Source organism: Actinomycetota bacterium, assembly GCA_036280995.1.
In the GTDB taxonomy this organism is placed as follows: Bacteria; Actinomycetota; CALGFH01; order CALGFH01; family CALGFH01; genus CALGFH01.
The window spans coordinates 1-3,561 of record DASUPQ010000501.1 but is presented as its reverse complement, the minus strand read 5'-3'; the positions used below and the strand labels follow the sequence as shown (position 1 = coordinate 3,561).

The window sequence follows — 3,561 nt, the reverse complement described above, 5'->3', positions numbered from 1 at the left end:
GGGGGGCGGAACTGGTCCGGCCTGGTCAGGGCGAAGGGGGTGACCTTGGCCCAGAACGGGGTCAGGTAGGTCTGGATCCTGCCCGGGCACTCAGTCGCGCCCGGTGGGGGAAGGGGCAGACAGAGCGGCTGCCAGCGGTCGGGGTCGTTGATCTTGTCCCATGTGTTCACGGGCTGGTAGCCGGTGTAGTCGGAGTAGGGGCCGCCGCCGTTGCGGTCGCCGAGCTGGTTGGCCCCGTCGTGGTGGCGGTAGTCCAGCACCGCCTGAGCGGCGGCCCCGCCGACCATGGCCGCGGTGGAGTTGTCGCCCCCGTCGATCACATAGTCCAGGTTGGCCATCTGCTTGGCAAAGCTGGCCTGGCGCGCCGGGAACAGGTCGACCAGGGTGGCATAGGCGGCGAAGCTGACCGCCTTGGTCTTGTTGTCCACGGTGCGCTCGGCCGCGGGCTGGCGCAGGTCGGCAACGACGCGCAGCCGCTGGCGGCTGTCGACCGCCACCGGATCGTAGGGCGCCCAGGCGTCATAGATGGCGCTGTGGACCACGGCCAAGGCCCGGGCGGCGATAGTGGGGCCGGTCCTGGTCTCCTTGATGGTGTCGAGGAGCTGCTGGTTCCAGGCCAGAACCACGCTGTCGCCGGTCGCGGCCCGCGCCGGCTGGGATCGCCCGACGGTGGCCACCAGACCCAGAGCCAGGATGAGCACCACGCCGATGACCGTGGTGAGCTTGCGCATCTGCCGCCACCCTTCTGCAGGCGACCGCCGGGCGCGACGCCGCCCAGGGGCGTCGCGTCGAGAGCTGGAACCCTGGCGGGGGCAAGGACAGGGAACGCACGCGCTGGGCGGGTCAAGGACCTGCCGTTCAGCCTCCAAGACACTACGGACCGGTTCGGCGACCGGCCCGGCGAGGGCCCATATCGCCGGCGCGCAGTTACCCACAACCCGCCCAGTGGAGGCAAATCACCTAACCAAGCATGGGATCGGTACCGCCGCAGACGACCCGAAGCCTGCCGGGGGTCCGAGATCAGATAGTGGCAGAAAACCTCTTGTCAAATCCGGAAATGGCGGCGAAGCCGCAAATTGGTGTTGTTAGACTGCGCGCGAATACGCGCCTGGCCCGCAGGGACGGCCTGATCGGCCACTTCCGTGATTCCGCCCGGAGTGGGCTGGCGAAGGAGGCCCATCGACGGGCGTTCTGGGGGTTCTAATGATCGGGTGGTCTCCTGCGAGCGAAGCAGATGGAGGGTGCCTGCGGCGCCATGAGCCACTCAATGGAATGACCGCCGGTTGCCGCTGCGCCGTCAGCGACGCCACACATGCCCTCTCACCTGCTGTTTGGAGCCCGAGGTCGGATTCGAACCGACGACCTTCCGATTACGAGACGGATGCTCGGCGTCGATCTGGACGGCTCCAGACGGATCTAGGCTGCTCAGGTTGGATGCGCTTTCGGTCCAGACGGCTCTAAAAGGATCCAGACCGATCGTCTGGATGATCATCGGGATGATCAAGCGCATCCGACAGGATGTCGGATGGCAAGGCAAGCACGGAGTCACGCGCTGTTGATTGGTAGGTGCCTCGGGCCAGCCGAGGCCGGTCTGTCCTTCGTAACGCTGCCCGGACGCAGGCTGGCCACACTGGCAGCTGACGAGCGTGGGAGGTGACCGGATCGGTGGTGCGCTGCGAGCAGCCAGGACCCCGGCGATGACGTCGACCGACGGACCGGGCCGGCCGCGCCGGTGGGCGGCCGGGCTGGCGTGGGCGCTGTGGCTGGCGAGCCTGCTCTGCCTGGCCGCCGTGCCGTGGCTGGACGAGCTGTTGCGCCAGGCCGGCCGGGCCGACCTGGTCCAGTTCATCTTCCCGGACGTCGCCATTCCCGTCCTGGCCCTGGTGAGCTCGGCCACGGTCGGGGCGGTCGTGGCCGCCCGCCGCCCGGCCCACCCGGTGGGCTGGCTGCTGCTGGGCATCGCCCTGTCGCTCACCGGCACCGCCGCGACCGCGCAGTACTTCGTGTACGGACTGCTGGTCCGCCCGGGCGCGCTGCCCGCGGCCCGCTACGCCGTGCTGTACCAGCCGGCGACCGTGTTCACGGCCCTGACCCTGATCGGCTTCGTCCTGCTGCTGACGCCCACCGGGTCGCTGCCCTCGCCCCGCTGGCGCTGGCCGGCCAGGGTGATGGCGGCCACGCCGGTCGTCCTGGTGCTGGTGGTGACCCTGGCCGGCGGGCCGGTGGACCCGCGCTACCAGGCCCTGAGCGGCCCCTTCGACCTCCGTGGCCTCGACGGGGTCCTGCTGGCCGCCAACCGGACGGCCCTGGCGGTCACCGTCGTGGGCCTGGCGGCCGCGGCCGCGTCCCTGGTCGGGCGGTTCCGCCACGCCCGCGGGGTGGAGCGGCTGCAGCTGCGCTGGGTGGCGCTGGCCGCGGTGCTGGTGGGGCTGGGCGCCGTTGGCGTCCTGTTCAGCCTGGTGGTCGGGGGGTCGGCCGCCGCGATCCTGTTCACCCTGGCCGTCGGCTGCTGCCTGGTGGTCCCGCCGGTGGCCACCGGGGCGGCGGTCCTGCGCTACCGGCTGTACGACCTGGACCGGATCATCAGCCGCACCCTGGCCTACGGGCTGCTCACCCTGGTCCTGGGCGGGGGCTACGCCGCCGTGGTCCTGGGCCTGGGCCAGCTCCTGGGCCGAGACTCCCCTCTGGTGGTGGCCGGGGCGACCCTGGCGGTGGCCGCGCTGTTCCAGCCGGCCCGCCGCCGGGTCCAAGCCGTGGTGGATCAGCGGTTTAACCGGCGACGCCACGACGCCGCCCGGATCATCGAGGGATTCGGGGCCCGTCTGCGCGACCAAGTCGACCTCGACACCCTCACCATTGACCTGCTGGCCGTGGTCGACCAGACCATCCAGCCCACCCAGGCATCGCTGTGGCTACGGACACCGCCAGAACCGTCACGCACACCCCCAGGCGCTCTGGCCTCGCGATGACACTGTGGAACCGAATGGCGCGCCACGCTGGATAGACATGACGAATACAATCTGCCGTTCATACTTCGCTAGCGCCGCTAGCGAGCGCAGATCGCCGCACTGCGTCGCCCTTCCGGCTCGCGAGCGCTGTGACCGCAACGGGGGCCGTCTGCCGACCGACAGGTTCCGGAGAGGTTGGTGGATAGCTGCCCTTTATGCACGCGCCATGTCGTCGGGGTTCGCCACCAGAGCGGGCCGTTCCCGTCGCTTTGGGCCCAACCCAAGACCAGACTTCAGCGGCGATTTCCATCCGGCGAGTCGCGAGATTAAGCAGGAACGTAGGTCAACCTGATCACATCCTCGCCAATCCGATCATTAGCCATAAGGCGGAGCGGCGGCCGGGGTCCGGCGAAGTATGGCTTGCCGTGACCAAGCACGACGGGGTGCAGGTAGATTCGATACTCATCGATCAGGCCAAGTTCGGTGAGGCTTTGCGCCAAGTCCGGGCCAGCAACTTCAATCTCCCCGTCGCGCTCGGCCTTCAGCTCGCGGATCGCGCCCTCAAGATCATCCTCAACAAGCCTGGCGTTGGGGCCGACCGACTTCAACGAGC

4 protein-coding genes are annotated in these 3,561 nt (G+C 69.4%); 1 reads left to right on the top strand and 3 read right to left on the bottom strand.

What is annotated here, in order from left to right; all coding sequences use genetic code 11:
- A partial coding sequence (locus tag VF468_17005; GenBank protein HEX5879992.1) for a phosphoesterase occupies nt 1–731 on the bottom strand: 731 nt, incomplete at its 3' end.
- Nucleotides 732–1,297: 566 nt separating this feature from the next.
- Nucleotides 1,298–1,510, bottom strand: coding sequence for a hypothetical protein (locus tag VF468_17000; GenBank protein ID HEX5879991.1), 213 nt, complete (start codon nt 1,508–1,510; stop codon nt 1,298–1,300).
- A 187-nt stretch (nt 1,511–1,697) separates the two neighbouring features.
- Here VF468_17000 and VF468_16995 point away from each other — a divergent pair, with 187 nt between their 5' ends.
- Entirely contained in the window at nt 1,698–2,969 is a 1,272-nt protein-coding gene (locus VF468_16995; protein HEX5879990.1) for a hypothetical protein, read from the top strand.
- Between the two features lie 305 nt (nt 2,970–3,274).
- Here VF468_16995 and VF468_16990 read toward each other — a convergent pair.
- Nucleotides 3,275–3,561 (bottom strand): dihydrofolate reductase family protein (locus VF468_16990; GenBank protein HEX5879989.1); only part of this gene is annotated, 287 nt, incomplete at its 5' end.

Excerpts from the sequence above, each read along its gene's own strand:
- VF468_17000 (HEX5879991.1), bottom strand. The coding sequence starts at position 1,510 with ATGCGCTTGATCATCCCGATGATCATCCAGACGATCGGTCTGGATCCT.
- VF468_16995 (HEX5879990.1), top strand. The coding sequence starts at position 1,698 with ATGACGTCGACCGACGGACCGGGCCGGCCGCGCCGGTGGGCGGCCGGG.